Origin of the sequence: Kribbella sp. HUAS MG21 (assembly GCF_040254265.1) — a bacterium.
In the GTDB taxonomy this organism is placed as follows: domain Bacteria; phylum Actinomycetota; class Actinomycetes; order Propionibacteriales; family Kribbellaceae; genus Kribbella.
In genome coordinates, this window is record NZ_CP158165.1 from 5,725,084 (window position 1) to 5,741,498 (window position 16,415).

Consider the following 16,415-nt stretch of genomic DNA (forward strand, 5'->3'; position numbering starts at 1 on the left):
TCTACTTCGCGTCGGCGTAGGTCTGGACGGTGGCGGTGGTGAAGGCGAAGTTGGTGGGGGTGGGGCCGAAGGTGAGGGTGCCGGCGAGGTTGCTGGCTTGCTGGATGGCTTGGGTTACCTGGTCGGATTCGTCGGCGGGGCAGTGGACGATGACCTCGTCGTGCTGGAAGAAGACCAGCTCGGCCTTGAGCGGTGCCAGTGACTGGCGGAGGGCGGCCAGGAGGAGCAGGGCCCAGTCGGCGGCGCTGCCCTGGACGACGAAGTTGCGGGTGAAGCGGCCGCGGGCGCGGGCGTGGCGCGGGTCGGTGGTGGGGACGTCGGCGGGCGGTCCCTCCAGGAGCGCGGCGTCGAGCGGGTGGCCGCTGGGTGGGCAGGTGCGGCCGAGGTACGTGCGGACCAGCCGCCCTTCCTCACCGGCACGCGCCGCGTCGTCGACGTACGCGACCGCCTGCGGGAACCGCTTCCGCAGCATCGCCAGGTGTTTCAGCCCGTCGCCTGACGTCTGCCCGTAGATCGCCCCGAGGACGGCGAGCTTCGCCTGCGCCCGGTCACCCGCGAACGCCTGGTCCGACACCGCCTTGTAGAGGTCGCCGGGATCGCTCGCCACCTCCATCAACGCCCGGTCCCGCGAGATCGCGGCCAGCACCCGCGGCTCGAGCTGTGACGCGTCGGCCACCACCAGCCGCCACCCCGGATCCGCGACAACCGCGCGCCGAATCACCTTCGGGATCTGCAACCCGCCGCCACCGTTGGTCACCCACCGGCCCGACACCGTCCCGCCCGGCAGGAACCCGGGCCGGAAGCGCCCGTCGTGGACCCAGTCGTTCAACCAGCTCCACCCGTTCGCGGTGTAGATCCGATAGAGCTTCTTGTACTCGAGCAGCGGCGCCACCGCCGGATGGTCGAGGTGCTCCAACTCCCACTTCCGCGTCGACTTCACCTGGTACCCGGCCTGTTTGAAGGCCTTCAGTACGTCGGCCGGCAGCTCGGGCCGCACCCGATGCCCGAACGCCGCGGAGATCTCGTCCGCGAGCTCCGTCAGCCGTCGCGGCTCGCCGGTACCGCCGAAGCGCTCACCGAGCAGCTCGCGCAGCACCTCCCGATGCGCGTCGGCGCTCCACGGCAACCCCGCCAGATCCATCTCCGCGGCGACCAGCATGGCGGACGACTCCGATGCCGTCAGCAACCGCATGCGGTCCGGATGCTCCGCGAGTTCGTGCCGCCGCAGCTGGTCGGCGTAAACCGCCAGCAACGCGTCGAACGGCACCGGCTCCGCGGCGATCTCGAACAACGACGACTGCTCACCCGGTACGACGGCACGCAACGGCGGATCAGGCGGCACCGGGCCGCCACTCAACCGCCCCCACGCCGCCGCCAAGGACCGTGGCTCACCGAGTCGGCCCTCGTGCCCGAGCAGCAGGCCCTCGGTGTTCTCGATGTCGTAGCACCGCTCCACCCGCACGCCTGCCGCCAGCAGCCGCGGGTAGATCTCCGCCGACGACCGCCACACCCACCGCGAGACCTGCGGCCGCGAAGCGACGGCCGCCACCAGGTCGGGCTCACGCACCACCTCGCCGGCAGGTCGCCCGTCCGGTCCCAGGGCAGCAAGCAGCGCCCCACCGCCCTCCGCCGGCGCGATCGCCCACCGCTCGTCCACACCCGCATCCTCACACCCGCCACCGACACTCCTCATCCTTCTTTGGGCACCCATCAACCATTTCCGGCCCCGAGAAGTGGTTGGTGGGTGCTCAAGGACGGTTGGCGGGCGGGGATGGGGCCAATTGTGGGAGAGTGGACTTATGTGGCGGGCGGGGGATCTCGAGGCGGCGGACGGGACCAAGACCGAGCAGGTCGAAGGGCTGGTGCTGCGCCGGATCGAGCGCGGCGACCTGTCGATCGGGTCGCGGTTGCCGTCGGAGCGGGTGCTGGCCGAGCGGCTCGGCGTCAGCCGGGTGACCGTCGTGCGCGCACTCGAGAACCTGCGGCGGGACGGCGTACTGGAGACCAGGCGCGGGTCCGGGACCGTAGTACGCCCGCTCGACCGGCTACTGGACCCTGTGGCCCCGGCGTCGACCGTGACGGCAGGGGACCGGCCGGTGCTGGACCTGCGGTTCGCGACAACAGCCGCGCCGCATGACGTGGCTGAAGCCGCAGCGCAGATCGTGGCGGACGGACTGCCACAGGCCATGGGAGGCGACGGTCCACCGCCAGGCGGCTCGCAGGAGCTCAGAGCGGCGCTGGCCGACCGCCTCACCGCGGAAGGCGTGCCGACCGAGCTGGAGCAGTTGACGCTGACAGTAGGCGCAGCAGCCGGGCTGAACGCCGCCCTGGCCGGTCTGGACCTCGGACCGGGCGTAGCGATCACCGAGACGCCGACGTACCCGGCTGCCTTCGACCTGCTCCGCAAGCACCGGCTGGACGTCGCCGGCTGGCCCGCAGGTGTCTGGGACACCGATCAGCTCGCCCACCTCTGCCGACGGCACCGCCCGAAGGTCATCTACCTGCAGGCCGACAACCACAACCCCACCGGCCTCAGCCTGCCCGCCGACCGTAGGCAAGCCGTCGTGGAGATAGCACGCAGGTACGGCGCTGCGCTGATCAGTGACGAGACCATGCGGCCGCTGTGGCTGGCGAACGGCGAGCAGGCCGAGCCCCTGAGCCGCTATTCCAGGACCGTCAGCGTGGGGTCGCTGTCCAAGACCGTCTGGGGTGGGCTGCGCGTCGGCTGGGTGCGGACCGGCAAGCAGTTGCGCAGGCGGATCAACACCGCGGCTCAGCTCAGCGTCGCGTCGCCCAGCGCGCTCGACGACCTCCTGGCGCGGGCGATCGTGCCGAAGCTCGACAAGGTCATCGGCCGCCGCCGGACCAGGCTGCGCGCCAACCTCAACGCCTTGGAGTCCGGACTGCGGACGCTTGACGGTGTGGCCTGGCCCACGCCGACCGGCGGTATGACGCTGTGGCTGGAGCTGACCGAGACCAGGGCCCGCCGGGTCCTGGACGCGGCCCGCGAGCAGGGCCTGCTGCTCGGCGCCGGTGACCTGTTCACGCCGGACGCCACCGACCGCCGGCACATCCGGATCCCGTTCACCGCTCCGCCGGCCACGCTGCGGCTCGTGGTGACCCGGCTCGGTGAGGCGATTCAGTCCAGTTGATCCAGGGTGGACTGAAATCAGGTGCCGCGGACCTCCTAACCTGGGAACCGAGGCCCCACCGACCAGGAGGATGCAGTGACCGAGAACCAGACGCCCGAGACCGGGACCGCGAAGGTCAAGCGCGGGATGGCGGAGATGCTCAAGGGCGGCGTGATCATGGACGTCGTGACGCCGGAGCAGGCCAAGATCGCCGAGGACGCCGGTGCGGTCGCGGTGATGGCGCTGGAGCGGGTCCCGGCCGACATCCGCGCCCAGGGCGGCGTCTCCCGGATGAGCGACCCGGACATGATCGACGGCATCATCGCCGCGGTGTCGATCCCGGTGATGGCCAAGGCCCGGATCGGGCACTTCGTCGAGGCACAGGTGCTGCAGAGCCTCGGCGTGGACTACATCGACGAGTCCGAGGTGCTCACCCCGGCCGACTACGCGAACCACATCGACAAGTGGCAGTTCACCGTGCCGTTCGTCTGCGGCGCGACCAACCTCGGCGAGGCGCTGCGCCGGATCACCGAGGGCGCGGCGATGATCCGCTCCAAGGGCGAGGCCGGCACCGGCGACGTGTCCAACGCGACCACCCACATGCGCCAGATCCGCCAGGAGATCCGCAAGCTGCAGAGCCTGCCGGAGGACGAGCTGTACGTCGCGGCGAAGGAGCTGCAGGCGCCGTACGAGCTGGTCAAGGAGGTCGCGCAGGCCGGGAAGCTGCCGGTCGTGCTGTTCACCGCCGGCGGGATCGCGACCCCGGCCGACGCCGCGATGATGATGCAGCTCGGCGCCGAGGGCGTGTTCGTCGGCTCCGGCATCTTCAAGTCCGGCAACCCGGCCCAGCGCGCCGAGGCAATCGTCAAGGCGACCACGTTCCACGACGACCCCGACGTGATCGCGAAGGTCTCCCGCGGCCTGGGCGAGGCGATGGTCGGCATCAACGTCGACGAGATCCCGCAGCCGCACCGGCTCGCCGAGCGCGGCTGGTGACCGAGGGACTGCAGGCGGTCGACGAGCGGACCGCACGGGAGCTGCGGGGCCTGGCCCGCGTCCTGGTGCGGTCCGGGTACGCCGACCACGCCGCGATCACGGCCGCGCTCACCGAGGCGGTCGAGGAGGACGCGCCCGCGATGGACGCGTCCGCCCTCGTCCCGCTCCTGATCGGTGAGGCGGTCATCGACCTGAACGCCGAGGCCGCCGGCTGGCCCGCGACCACGGACCCGGACCGGCTGGACGCCGTACTCGCCGAGCTCGAGCGCCGCGGGCTGGTCGTGGTCCGGTACACGTCCGACCACCATGCCGCTCGCGAGGCGCTGGAGGCCGCCGCGAGTCCGCAGGGGCTGGTGTTCTTCACCGACACCGACGTCTGGCACGCCGTCGACTTCGGGATGCTGGAGCTGAAGGTCTGGCACCCGGACACCGCGAACGTCGCGCCCGGCGAGCCGCTGCTGGAGGACGTGCTCGCGCTGCTGCACCAGCACAACCTGCCCGCCGTGTACGACGAAGGCCGCATCGAGGTCACCCTCGACTGGCAGCGAAGGGTAGAGCTGTGACGGTCATCGGCGTGTTCGCGCTGCAGGGGAACGTGCGGGAGCACCTGGCCATGCTCGAGCAGGTCGGTGTCGAGGCGCGTCCGGTACGGCGGCCCGCCGAGCTGGAGCAGGTCGACGCGATGGTGCTGCCGGGCGGCGAGTCGACCACGATGGACAAGCTCGCCCGCGCGTTCGACCTGTTCGAGCCGCTGCAGAAGCGGATCGCGGACGGCATGCCGGCGTTCGGGACCTGTGCCGGGATGATCATGCTGGCCAACGAGATCACCGGCGGGATCGAGGGCCAGGAGACGCTCGGCGGGCTGGACGTGACGGTCCGGCGGAACGCGTTCGGGCGGCAGGTGGACTCCTTCGAGGCCGACCTGGACTTCGCCGCGCTCGACACGCCGTACCACGCCGTGTTCATCCGGGCACCGTGGGTAGAGCGGGTCGGTAGGGACGTCGAGGTACTGTCGACGGTGAGCTCGGGCCCGGCCACGGGTAGGATCGTCGCGGTCCGCCACGATCGGCTGCTGGCCACCTCGTTCCATCCGGAGATGACCGGGGACGCCCGGCTGCACGGGTACTTCGCCGATCTGGTCCGGAGCCGCTGATTCTGTGTTGTAGGTAGAAGGGTTGGGTTCGCCATGTCAGGCCACTCCAAGTGGGCCACCACGAAGCACAAGAAGGCCGTCATCGACGCGAAGCGCGGCAAGCTCTTCGCGAAGCTGATCAAGAACATCGAGGTGGCCGCCCGGATGGGCGGTGGCGACCCTGGCGGGAACCCGACCCTGTACGACGCCATCCAGAAGGCGAAGAAGTCCTCGGTCCCGAACGACAACATCGACCGCGCGGTCAAGCGCGGCTCCGGGGCCGAGGCCGGCGGTGCCGAGTACCAGACGATCATGTACGAGGGCTACGGCCCGAACGGCGTGGCGATGCTGGTCGAGTGCCTCACCGACAACCGGAACCGGGCGGCCGCGGACGTCCGGACGGCGATGTCGCGCAACGGCGGCTCGCTCGCCGACCCGAACTCGGTCGCTTACATGTTCAACCGCAAGGGCGTGATCGTCGTCGCCAAGGAGCAGGACGGGAAGTCGCTGTCCGAGGACGACGTGATGGAGGCCGTGCTGGAGGCCGGCGCCGAGGAGGTCAACGACCTCGGCGAGTCCTGGGAGGTCGTCACCGAGGCGACCGACCTGGTCCCGGCCCGGACGGCGCTGCAGGACGCCGGCATCGACTACGAGTCCGCCGACGTCCAGTTCGTCCCGTCGATGACCGTGGAGCTGGACGCCGACGGCGCCGCGAAGATCTTCCGGCTGATCGAGGCCCTCGAGGACAGCGACGACGTCCAGAACGTCTACGCGAACTTCGACGTCTCCGACGAGATCATGGCCGAGGTCGGCTGATCCACCCGGTGAGCGGGGCGCGCCAGGCGTGCCCCGCTCGTCACATTCCGAGGGCCTTGCCGTCGATCACCTGGGCGGCGGGCGGGGCCTTCGGGGCCGGGATCCGGTTGTAGTCGCTGAACGACAGCGCGTCGGTGCTGGACGACTCGAGCCGCACCGGTCGCGCGGTGGCGGTGTCGACCCACAGGGTCCCGTCCGCGTCCCGCAGGCCGATCGACGCGACGCCGTCGACCGTCCGCGGCGCGGTCTTGCGCAGTTTGCCGCTCGGCTCGAACAGCGTGTCGAAGAACTCCGTCTTGCTGGCGAACAGCGCGAAGTCGCGCAGTTCCTCGTTGTCCAGCGAGGTCTTGATCCAGCGTCCCGCGATCAGTCCCACGATCGCGTCCGCCTCGGCCTGGGTCTTGGTCTGGCTGCGCCAGAACTTGTCGCTGAGCTTGAGGTACGCCGTCCGCCCGACGACCAGCACCGACATCGCGGCGCCGTCGATCGTGATCGACCCCTGCCCCCCGGTCCTGGTGAGCTGGACGTCGAGCACCATCCGCTCCTTGCCGTCGGTCAGCGACCCCTTCATCCGCACACTGGTCGCGGCCTTCGCGGCGGCCTGCGTCTTGCGCAGGATCGACGTCGCCGACAGCCCTGTGATGGTAATGGCCGGCTTCGTCGGGGTCGGCGTCGACGCCGGCGGTGGCGACGCCGATTTCGTGGCCGGAGTGGACGCCGGCGGCGGTGTGGGCGTGGTCGCGAGCGCGTCGTTGGTTGCCGGGTCCGAACCCTGGCAACCAACGACGAGCACAGTCAGTATTCCGGCCACCGCGCCGGCCGTCAGACGACGGATCAGCATCTCGTTCCCCCTCCGCATTCCCCAATGCAGCTACTGGGAGAGATGCCGCCGGCGCCCGAAAAGTTGCTACGGGTTCACGATCTGGTCGCCGATCAGGGCCAGCGTCTGGATCGCGGACAGGCCGTAGAGGGCCGTGGCGTTGGTCGAGACCCACTTGGCGGCCTGGGTCTTGTTGAGCGTGCTGCTGACCTCCTCGGCCGACCACGGGAGCGTCGGCCCGTAGCCGTCGCCGGTGTAGAACTCCTTCCAGGCACGGGCGGCCAGGTCATCGCGGTTCAGCCGGACCGAGGCGTACGCCGTCAGTCGCGCATGGCCCTGCCGCAGGATGAGGTTCCCGAAATGCGCGCCGCATTCGGCCGCCTGCTCCGCCCGCGTGGCGTTGAAGAGCCGGCAGTACTGGAGCCACGCCGCCTCGAAAGCCGGCATGTCGACCAGGTCGATCAGCTCGGCGCAGATCTCCACCTCGCCGAACATGGCGCTCAGATGCGACACGCTCACGGTCTTCGTGGTGACCGGCGCGAATCGCCCGGTGTCCAGGTCGTACAGCCCGCCGCCGGTGACGAACCCGTTGGGCATCGCGGCGATCGTCTCCATCGTCCCGAGCAGCTTGGCCTTCGCCACGTCGGCCTTCGGTCCCTGACGCTCCCACTCGGTCAGCCAGGCGGCCGCCAGCCCGCTCCAGTCGGTACCGAGGCCGATGGACAGCGCATGCGGGTCGGGCGTGTACGGCTCGGTCCGGATCTTCCGCAGAGGGTCCAGCACCAGGAAGGTCTTGTCCGAGTCGACCAGCTCCGACAGCAGGTCGCCAGTACGCTCGTCAGCCGTCAGGTAGTAGTAGAACCGCCGGTACGCCGCCGTACTGATCCGCTGCTGCTTCGCGCTGTCCGCCCAGTGCTGTACGCCGTGCCGCGTCCCGAGGCCGGCCCACTGGCCCAGGTGGTAGACGTCGACCTCGCCGGTGTGCCGCGTCATCGCCTCCGCGAACCGGAAGATGTCCGCCCGCCCGGACCGCAGGAACGCGTACCAGAGCCACAGGTCCGGGGACAGCTCCGAGTTGTCCCACGCGTAGCCGCCCACGTCGTACCGCCAGACGAGCCTGTCCTCGTCGAACGTGTGCATGATGTCGCCGTAGTCCCAGAACCCGTACCAGTGCCGGGACTCGACCTGCCCGCGGTAGTAGTCGAACAGGAAGTCCAGGTGGTCCTCGATCGCCTTCTTCGCCGGCACCGACCGGTCCACCGAGCTGAACAGGGCACCGAACACCCGGGTGTTCACCAGATGGTCCACCGGGTTGATCAGCTGCGGCGGCGTCCGCACCTGGTCGGCGAGGTCACCCAGCCGTGCGGCCGAAGGCGTCGCCGCCAGCGCCCAGAACGTCAGCTCCGACGTCCGGGCGATCCCGTACGGCGTACCGAAGGCGGGCTCGTAGTCCTCGTACGTGATGTTGAGGCCCTCGAGCTGCTCCGGATACGTGTCCTGACCCATGCCGTCGTGGTAGAACCGCGTGTCCATCGCACCGGCCTCCGGCGACCACAGCCACACGGTGACCTCGGCGTCGTCGGTCGCGGCGTTCCGGATGTCCAGCTGGGTCGGGTGCCGCTGCCAGAAATCCCTGAGTCCGAAGGCGAATCCGCCGCTGACGCCGCCGACGTACCCGAGCCCGGACGCGCGCTTGCCCTGGTCGACCGGCACCCAGCCGTAGCCCTGCTTCGTCCGCTTGCGCACGGTGAACCCGTCCGCGTTCAGTTGGCTCAGCGAGTAGTCACCCCATTCGGGGATGTACTGCAGCCGGGTCGTCACCCGCTGGTCCCACGTCGACGGGTCCGGCAGCTTCGTCCCCGCGATCTGCGCGGCCCGTACGGCGGTTCCGGGGTCGCGCCGCAGCCCGGTGATGCCCTTGACCGCCTCGGACAGCGCCCCGTGCCCCTCGCCGACGAACCGGACATGCCGGTCGTACGCCGCATCGCGCATCGGCACCGAGAACCGCACACCGAGCCCGGCGATGTAGTCCTTCTGCCCGTCCCGGTCGTACACGAACGTGTGCACCATCCGCACGTTCTCCGCACCCGCGACGAAGTACAGCCGCACCGTGAACGGCAGCCAGGACATGCCCCTGCGGGACTTGTGCCGGCCTTCCACCTTCACGACCGCGCGCACCGGACCGGCCTGCTCGACGGTCACCTTCTGGACGTCGCTCAGGTACCGCTCCCGGACCGCGCCGCCCTCCTCGTCCTCGGCGATCTTGTCCTGCTTCAGGTTGACGAGCACACCCTTGTGCGCGATCAGCACGTCACCACGCCAGATCTGGCTGACCACCTCCGACCCGCTCTTCCGGATCCGGGTACGGATCACGCCGGTGTCCACGTCGACGTACAGCTTCTCGTCCTTGACGGTGACGGGCCGCGCGGGCGCGGTCGCCGTACCGGGGCCGAGTGTGTAGGACTCGGCAGGCGTTTCCACCGCGATCGCGTGGGCGCTCCACTTGAGTGAGCCGTCCGGCCAGTAGGCGGTCGGCCAGCTCTGCACAGGTACGTCGGTGCCGTCGGCGGCCTTCAGTGCGAAGGACTGGTTCGCTGGTACGGCGCCCTTCGGCCACGGCGTGCCCCAGGTCGTGACAGCTGCCGTGGTGGGCTTGCCCTCCAGCCAGCTGAGCTTCACGTCAGGGGTTCCAGCAGCCGCCGCTGGTTGGACATTCTCCAGTAGGGACGCAGCAGGTACGGCGGCCATACCTGCTAGGACAGTGCGTCGTGAGACCTCCATGCCGTTCCACCTCTGTCGTTTCGGTGTTCGGGGATCAGGGACAAGTTCTGGATCGCTGCCAGCGCGTACTGCGATGCGCTGTTGGTGCTGACGAACGGGGCCTCGTCGACCGGCATCAGCGCGCCGGCGACCGGAGTGGTCTTCCACTCGGCTTCGCGTTGCATCGGGTTGCGGTTGAGCTGGTCGCCTTCGTCGACGAAGAACTTGCGCCAGGCCAGGCGGGCGAGCTCGGGATCGCCGGTGCGTGCGGCGGCGTACGCGGCCAGCCGGCTGTGGGCCTGGACGAGTGAGATGCCTTGCAGCGGCTGACCGAGTTCCGCGGCCTGCTCCTCGGGCGAGAGCAGGTAGAGCCGGCAGTAGTCCAGCCAGGCCTTCTCGAACCCCGGTACGTCGAGGTCCAGGTCGATCAGCTCGGAACAGATCTCGGGCAGCCCGAAGAGCGAGGACAGGTGCGACACGGCGATGGTGTTCCGACTGGTGTCGAAGCGGCCGGTCGACAGGTCCAGCCGGGCGCTCCCGGTGAGGAAGCCGTACGGCAGGGCCGCGATGTCGGTCATCGTCCCCACCAGACGGGCCCGTGCTCGCTGGTCTCCGTGCCGCTCCCACCTGGTGAGCCAGGCCGCGGCCAGCGCACCCCAGTCCACGCCGAGCTCGATGGACAGCGCATGCGGGTCGGGGGAGTACACGTCCGGCCGCACCTTGCGCTGCGGGTCGACGACGAGGAACGTCTCCTCGATGGCCGCCAGCTCGTCCAGCAGATCACCTGTCCGCTCGTCGGCGGTCAGGTAGTAGTAGAACCGCCGGTAGATCGCACTGGAGATCCGCACCTGCTTGCAGCTGCAGCCCCAGTGCTGCACGTTGTGCCGCGACCCCAGGCCCTTCCAGCGACCTAGGTGATGTACGTCGACCTCACCCGTGTGCCGGGTCATCGCCTCGGCGAAGCGGAACACGTCCGCGCGTCCGGTCCGCAAGTACTGGTACCAGAGCCACAGGTCCGGGGACAGCTCCGAGTTGTCCCAGGCGTACCCGCCCACGTCGTACCGCCAGGTGTGCCGGTCGCGGTCGTAGGTGTGCATGACGTCGCCGTAGTCCCAGAACCCGTACCAGCGCCGCTGCTCGCGCTGACCCACGTAGTACTGGAAGAGGAAGTTCAGCCGGGCCTCGATGTCCTGGTCGTCGGCTGTGGGCAGGCTCCAGGTGCCGAACACACCTGCCTCCAGCAATCGTGCCGGGGAGACGGTGAGCAGGCCGGGAGAGTTGAGCAGTGCCACGTGCTCCGACAGCTCCGCCGCTTGGGGTGTGGACGTGTGGACTCGGAGCGTGAGCTCATGGGTGCGGGCGACGCCGTACGCGTTGCCGAAGCCGGGCTCGTAGTCCTCGTAGGTGATCTCGAGACCTTCGAGCTGCTCGGCGTGCGTGTCCTGGTCCATGCCGTCGTGCCAGTAGCGCACGTCCATGGCCGGCGCACTGGGCGACCACATCCACACCGTGGCCGTGGCGAGCTCGGTGGCCGCGTTGCGGATGTCCAGCCGGGTGGGGTGCAGTTTCCAGAAGTCCCGCAGCCCGAAACCCAGTCCGCCGCAGGCACCGCCGACGTACCCGTAGCCGGACGCTCTGGTCCCGGACGGGACAGTGATCCAGCCCTGCCCCGGTCCGGTGCGCTTGCGCAGCGTGAAGCCGTCCGCGCTGGTCTGGTCGAGCGTGTAGTCGTTCCACTGCGGGACGAGGTGCAGGCGGTCGGCCACCTCAGCGTTGGTGATCTCTGCGACGGCGCCACCGGCGACCTGTGTACGGCGTACGTCCCCGCCGGGATCGCGCCGCAGACCGGTCAGGCCGCGGACTGCCTCCGTAAGGAAGCCGGACGGCCCGGCGAGCCGGATGTGGCGGTTGTGCGGCTCGTCGCGCATCACCACGTCCGCACTGAGCCCCAGCCCGGCAAGGAAGTCGCGGTCCGGGTCACCGTCCCACACGAAGCTGTGCATGATCCGTACGTCGGTGGCGCCGGCGTAGAAGTACAGCCGCACCGAGAACGGCAACCAGTCGCCGTGCTTGCCCTCCAGCCGGACCACGGCCCGCACCGGTCCGTCCTGCTCGACGGTGACGCGGTCCACGGTCGCGGTCGTCTGCTCACGGCTCGCGCCGAGGTCGCCGTCCGGGCCGTCCTGCCGCAGACTCACCAACCGGACGTCGCGCACCATCTCCTGGTCGCCGATCGCGATCGACGCGATCAGGTACGGCTTTCGCAGCGTCCAGGTCACCTCACCGGTCGTGACCTGGAGTTCCTCGCCGATCCGCTCCACCCGCACGGGTGTCTCCGGGGCTGCGGGTGGGCCGACGACCAGCTCGTACGACGACTGCGGCCGTTCGGACGGGCCGATCGCGTGGGCGGACCACTTGACCGACCCGTCCGGCCACGTGGCCGTCGTCCAGCTCTGCAGCGGCGTACCGTCGGCCAGCGCGAACCGGGTGCCGTCGGCAACCGTTCCGCGCGGCCACGGAACGCCCCAGGAGACGCCTTGTCCACAAGGAGTTTCCAGCCATTGCAGGATGGTCATTCCTTCACCGACCCGATCAGCACGCCCTTCGCGAAGTGCTTCTGCAGGAACGGGTAGAAGAACAGGATCGGCAGCGTCGCCACCACGACCACCGCGAACTTCAGGCCCTGCTCGGGGAACGTGACCGTCTCCAGTTGCTGCAGGACGTTCGCCGAGTCGGCGTTCGCCGCGGTGAGCTGGCGGACGATCATCTGCAGCGTCCACTTCTTGCTGTCGTCGATGTAGAGCAGTGGCGACATGTAGTCGTTCCAGATCCCGACCGCGTAGAACAGTGAGAACGTCGCGATGATCGGTTTCGACAACGGCAGCACGATCCGCAGGAACACGTTCAGCTCGTTGCAGCCGTCGATCCGCGCCGCCTCCTCGAGCGCCTCGGGCAGCTCCTGGAAGAAGCTCTTCACCACGATCAGGTAGAACGGGTTGATCGCCAGCGGCAGGATCAGCGCCCAGTAGCTGTCCAGCAGCCCCAGGTCGCGGACAACGAGGTACGTCGGGATCATGCCGCCGCTGAACACCAGCGTGAAGATCACCAGGTTCAGCACCAGCGTCCGCCCGGGCAGGAACCGCTTGGCCAGCGGATACGCCATGGTCAGCGTCAGCAGCAGCTGGACGACGGTGCCGACCGCGGTCACCGCGACCGTGGTCAGCAGCGCGCGGACGAAGGTCCCGGTGGAGAAGATGTAGTGGTACGTGTCGGTGACGAACTTGTGCGGCCAGAGGAAGAACGGCCGCGAGCTGATCTCGGACTCGGTCGCGAACGATCCGGCGAGCACGTAGAGCAGCGGGAGCACCGTGACCAGCGCCAGCGCGGTCAGGACGACGACGTTGAGTGCGTCGAACACCCGGCTGCCGACCGAGTCGTAGTACCTGACTCGTTGTTTCATCAGTGTCTCCTCAGAACAGGCCGCGCTGGTCGAGTCGCTTGGCCAGGAAGTTCGAGCCGAAGATCAGGACGACGCCGACGACACCCTTGAACAGCCCGACGGCGGTCGCGTAGCTGAACGAGCCCTGGGTGATGCCGATGTAGTAGACGAACGTGTCGAACACGTCCGCGACGTCCCGGTTCAGCGACGTGGTCATCAGCCAGATCTGCTCGAACCCGGAGTCCATCAGGTTCCCGGACGTCAGGATCGCCATCACCACGATCGTCGGCCGGATCGCCGGCAGCGTGATGTGCCAGAACTGCCGCCACCGCCCGGCGCCGTCCACCCGGGCCGCCTCGTACAGCTGCGAGTCCACGCCGGCCAGCGCGGCCAGGTAGATGATCGTGCCCCAGCCGGTCTGCTTCCACAGAAGCTGCAGCACGATCAGCGGCCGGAACCAGTCGGCCTGCGCGACGTAGTCGGTCTTCTGCCCGCCGACGACCCCGTGGATCCAGTTCGCGATCACGCCGAAGTCCACCGAGAACAGCAGGTAGGTGAGCGACGCGACGATCGTCCACGACAGGAAGTGCGGGATGTAGACCAGCGACTGCACGGACCGCTTGAGCACGTTGATCCGGAGCTCGTTCAGCAGCAGCGCGACGACGATCGGCGCCGGGAAGACGAAGACGATCGTCAGCAGTGCGAGCAGCAGGGTGTTGAACATCAACCGGCCGAAGTCCGGTCCGGTGAACAGCTCCTGGAAGTGCTTCAGCCCGACCCACTCGCTGCCGGAGTACCCGAGGAACGGCACGTAGTCCTTGAACGCGATGGTCAGCCCGTACATCGGCAGGTACTTGAACAGTGCGAAGTACACGAGACCGGGCAGCAGCAACAGGTACAGCCAGCGGTAGCGGAGCAGGTCCCGGGCGACGGTCCGGGTACGGCGTCTGCCCTTCGGCGGGGCCGCCGGCCGCGGGGAGTCCGCGGCCGGCTGCGCCACCTCGGGCACGAGGTCGGTGGCCATGTCGTCCCCCGGCCGCTCAGCCGCCGGCCTTGGCGGCCAGGTCGTTGACCTCCTTGACGATGTCCGTGCCGCCGCCGTCGTACCAGCGCTTGATCTGCGCCTTCAGCTGCTCCTCGGTGATCGTGCCGGACAGGTACTTGATCCGGGCGTCCGGGACGATCGTGTCCAGCGTCTGGCCCTTCGCCACCGAGGTCGGCGCGATGATGCTGAGCGCCGGGTTGAACACCGCGGTCTTCAGGTCCTCGTTCATCAGCACGTCGAACTTCTCCCGCATCGCCCGGCTGGCCTCGTCGTTCGGCTTCAGCTTGTAGGCGCCGAGCCCGACGCTCGCGCGGGTGCCGAGCTGGATGAACGCCTTGTCGACGTCGTTCTGGATCGCCTTGACCTTCGGGTCGTCCTGGTTGATCGGGACGGCGTACTCGCCCTCGACCTTGAAGTTGCGGCCCTCGATGCCGTTGGTGAGCAGGATCGAGCCTTCCTTCGACTGCAGCTTGTCCAGCGTCTTCAGCAGGTCGTCCAGCTGCTCCTCGGTCCGGATGCGCTGCTTGGAGATCGCCATCACCGAGTGGTAGCCGGTGAACGGGTAGGAGAACTTCTGGCCGTCGGCGCGCTTCAGGTTCCCGACCAGCGTGACCTTGTCGAAGTCCTTCGGGGACTTCTCCTTGAACATGTCCAGCAGTTGCGTGGCCCGGACGTTCACGTCGATGATCATCCCGCCCTTGCCCTGGACGAACGGGTCGTTCCAGTTCGCGGTGTCCAGGGTGGCGAAGTCGGGGTTGATCAGGCCTTCGGTCACCCACTTGCGCAGCCAGCGGTTGGCCTCGAGGAACTCCGGCGTGTCGAAGCCCGGGACCAGCTTGCCGTCGCGCTCACCCCAGCCGTTCGGCGCGCCGAACCAGGTCTCGATCACGTCGTACGGGCTGGCGCTCGCGTAGTTGCCGGGCCACTTCGGGATGATCAGCCCGTAGGTGTCCTTCTTGCCGTTGCCGTCCGGGTCCTTCTCGGTGAACGCCTTCGCGACCGCGTACAGCTCCTCGACGGTCTGCGGCTCCTTCAGTCCGAGCTTGGCCAGCCAGTCCTTGCGGATCACGATCCCGGAGCGCAGCAGCGGCCGGACCCGGTAGATGCCGTACGTCTTGCCGTTGGTCTGCGCGTTCTTCGCGGTCTGCTCGTTGGCCGGCTTCAGGTTCGGGTACTTGTCGAGCTTGCCGGTCAGGTCCCAGAACGCGCCGGCCTCGGCCGCCTTGACGAAGCCCGGGCTCTTCTCGTTGACCACCATCACGTCGGGGATGTTGTCCGAGGCAAGGACGACGTTGGTCTTGTCGCCGTATTCGGCGTTCGGCACCCAGGTGATCTTGAGCTTCTTGCCGATCAGCTTCTCGACGGCCTGCTGCATCTCGCCGTTCGGATCCGGCGCGGTCCCGAACAGATGCGCCATCACCGATATCTCGTTGCCGGCGGTCTGGCCGCCTTCGGTGTCCGCACCGCCGGAACAGGCGGAGGCGGCGAGCAGTGCCGTCGACAGCGCGGCGGCGACGGCGATCCGCCGTCGGGAGAAGATGGTCATGAGTTCCCTTTCAGTTACCACTCGGGTGCAGACGCGCCTCGTTCTCGGCGAAGAAGCGCAGGCAGAGCCAGGTGTCGAGCCGGATCCAGGCGCCACCGGCCAGCACGATCCCGAGCACCGGGAGCTTGGCCGACAGGTAGCCGATGGACACCGCGACGAACAGCAGGACCAGGGACGACGCCGGTCGCGCGAGCGCGATCAGCGATGCCTTGGGCAACAACGTGCGGACGCCGAGGTCGTAGTGCACGGCCATCGGGAGCGCGTAGGCCGAGATCAGCCCGAGCGCGACGAGCGCGACCAGGCTGGCCAGCCGGGGGAGTGCGGCACCGACCGCCGCGAAGTACAGGTAGTTGCCCACGAGTACGACGGCGGCCGCGACCAGGGGGAGTACCACGAGCGTGCCGCGGCGGAACTCCTGGCGGAACGCGGTCCGGAAGGCAGTGAACGCGTGAAACGATTCATCGGATGACCTGCGTCTGGCCAGCGAATATGCCGCGAGCGTGGCCGGGCCGATACCGAGAGCGATCCCGCCGAGCAGCGTGAAGAGCATCCACAGCGCGTTCAGCTTGATCGCCCACAGCACCTCGTCTGCAGCGTCGTACAGCTTGATGGCCCAGCCACCGTTCATGCCGGTTCCTGCCTTGAATCGGGCGAAAAGTGATGTGACCGTATGGTTGAATCGTCTCAATGTCAAGGCTTCGGAAAGCGTTTGTCAGGGAGCGGTCACGGC

General features: G+C 68.7%; 13 protein-coding genes. 5 read left to right on the top strand and 8 right to left on the bottom strand.

The window, feature by feature from the left end; translation table 11 throughout:
* Position 1 precedes the first annotated feature (1 nt).
* Positions 2-1,657: a bifunctional 3'-5' exonuclease/DNA polymerase gene (locus ABN611_RS27775; RefSeq protein ID WP_350275189.1), complete on the bottom strand. Its 1,656-nt coding sequence runs from the start codon at positions 1,655-1,657 to the stop codon at positions 2-4.
* 142 nt (positions 1,658-1,799) lie between these two features.
* Between ABN611_RS27775 and ABN611_RS27780 the strand changes: the two genes are divergently transcribed.
* The 5 genes from ABN611_RS27780 to ABN611_RS27800 all read left to right on the top strand — a co-directional run bounded on the left by ABN611_RS27780 (position 1,800) and on the right by ABN611_RS27800 (position 6,075).
* Positions 1,800-3,152 (top strand): PLP-dependent aminotransferase family protein, encoded by a 1,353-nt coding sequence (locus tag ABN611_RS27780; RefSeq protein WP_350275190.1) that lies wholly within the window; start codon positions 1,800-1,802, stop codon positions 3,150-3,152.
* A 126-nt stretch (positions 3,153-3,278) separates the two neighbouring features.
* Entirely contained in the window at positions 3,279-4,127 is an 849-nt protein-coding gene (pdxS, locus tag ABN611_RS27785; RefSeq protein ID WP_350281693.1) for a pyridoxal 5'-phosphate synthase lyase subunit PdxS, read from the top strand.
* Positions 4,124-4,690: a hypothetical protein gene (locus tag ABN611_RS27790; protein ID WP_350275191.1), complete on the top strand. Its 567-nt coding sequence runs from the start codon at positions 4,124-4,126 to the stop codon at positions 4,688-4,690. The genes pdxS and ABN611_RS27790 overlap by 4 nt, the downstream gene beginning before the upstream one ends.
* Positions 4,687-5,280 (top strand): pyridoxal 5'-phosphate synthase glutaminase subunit PdxT, encoded by a 594-nt coding sequence (pdxT, locus tag ABN611_RS27795; RefSeq protein WP_350275192.1) that lies wholly within the window; start codon positions 4,687-4,689, stop codon positions 5,278-5,280. Before ABN611_RS27790 ends, pdxT begins: the two co-directional genes overlap by 4 nt.
* A 33-nt stretch (positions 5,281-5,313) precedes the next feature.
* On the top strand, positions 5,314-6,075 hold the full coding sequence (locus ABN611_RS27800) for a YebC/PmpR family DNA-binding transcriptional regulator (RefSeq protein WP_350275193.1): 762 nt from the start codon (positions 5,314-5,316) through the stop codon (positions 6,073-6,075).
* Positions 6,076-6,115: 40 nt separating this feature from the next.
* Here the strand turns inward: ABN611_RS27800 and ABN611_RS27805 are convergent, their stop codons facing one another.
* The 7 genes from ABN611_RS27805 to ABN611_RS27835 all read right to left on the bottom strand — a co-directional run bounded on the left by ABN611_RS27805 (position 6,116) and on the right by ABN611_RS27835 (position 16,313).
* Positions 6,116-6,916, bottom strand: a complete 801-nt coding sequence (locus ABN611_RS27805; RefSeq protein WP_350275194.1) for a hypothetical protein — start codon at positions 6,914-6,916, stop codon at positions 6,116-6,118.
* 66 nt (positions 6,917-6,982) lie between these two features.
* Complete coding sequence (locus tag ABN611_RS27810; protein WP_350275195.1) at positions 6,983-9,676, bottom strand: Tat pathway signal sequence domain protein; 2,694 nt, start codon at positions 9,674-9,676, stop codon at positions 6,983-6,985.
* Positions 9,649-12,231, bottom strand: a complete 2,583-nt coding sequence (locus ABN611_RS27815; RefSeq protein ID WP_350275196.1) for a Tat pathway signal sequence domain protein — start codon at positions 12,229-12,231, stop codon at positions 9,649-9,651. The genes ABN611_RS27810 and ABN611_RS27815 overlap by 28 nt, the downstream gene beginning before the upstream one ends.
* Positions 12,228-13,115 carry a carbohydrate ABC transporter permease gene (locus ABN611_RS27820; RefSeq protein WP_350275197.1) on the bottom strand — a complete coding sequence of 296 codons (888 nt, stop codon included), beginning with the start codon at positions 13,113-13,115 and terminating at the stop codon, positions 12,228-12,230. The genes ABN611_RS27815 and ABN611_RS27820 overlap by 4 nt, the downstream gene beginning before the upstream one ends.
* Positions 13,116-13,125: 10 nt before the next feature.
* Entirely contained in the window at positions 13,126-14,118 is a 993-nt protein-coding gene (locus ABN611_RS27825; protein ID WP_350275198.1) for an ABC transporter permease subunit, read from the bottom strand.
* Positions 14,119-14,134: 16 nt separating this feature from the next.
* Complete coding sequence (locus ABN611_RS27830; RefSeq protein ID WP_350275199.1) at positions 14,135-15,685, bottom strand: extracellular solute-binding protein; 1,551 nt, start codon at positions 15,683-15,685, stop codon at positions 14,135-14,137.
* A 10-nt stretch (positions 15,686-15,695) separates the two neighbouring features.
* On the bottom strand, positions 15,696-16,313 hold the full coding sequence (locus ABN611_RS27835) for a DUF624 domain-containing protein (protein WP_350275200.1): 618 nt from the start codon (positions 16,311-16,313) through the stop codon (positions 15,696-15,698).
* Positions 16,314-16,415: the final 102 nt, after the last annotated feature.